Origin of the sequence: Oceanobacillus luteolus, from assembly GCF_023715655.1 — a bacterium.
Classification (GTDB): Bacteria; Bacillota; Bacilli; order Bacillales; family Amphibacillaceae; genus Oceanobacillus; species Oceanobacillus luteolus.
Window position 1 is genome coordinate 1 of the sequence record NZ_JAMBON010000155.1, and the last position, 445, is coordinate 445.

General features: G+C 55.7%; 1 protein-coding gene. It reads right to left on the bottom strand.

Annotated features, from left to right (window positions below; genetic code table 11):
• The coding region (locus M3210_RS20175) for an FtsX-like permease family protein (protein ID WP_251518090.1) at nt 1–342 on the bottom strand (342 nt) is incomplete at its 3' end.
• Between the last annotated feature and the right edge of the window lie 103 nt (nt 343–445).

Here is a 445-nt window from a genome sequence, read left to right on the forward strand (position 1 = left end):
GCCTACCGATCCGGCTAATAAACCATACCACACGAAAATCGCGCGAATTAAGCCGTCTTTTGCGCCAAGCGTGCGCAGCACCGCAATATCGCCGCTTTTGTCTTTGACCGCCATCACCAGCGTCGAGACGATGTTAAAGCAGGCCACGCCGATCACCAGCACCATCGCCAGGTACATAATGGCGCGGATCATCTGGATGTCGCGATACATATAGCCATAGGTGCCGATCCAGCTCTTGATGTAGACGTAGCTGTTGGTCACCTCGCCGGCGTCGCGTACCAGCTTGTTAGCATGGAAAACGTCGGTGACCTTGATGGCGATGCCGGTCACGCTGCTGCCCATCTCTCCAGGTACTGCTGCGCATCCTGCATCGGGATCATGGCAAAACTATGATCGAGCTGGCCGCTCAGCTGTAAAATTCCGGTCACATGCAGCCTGACGCGTT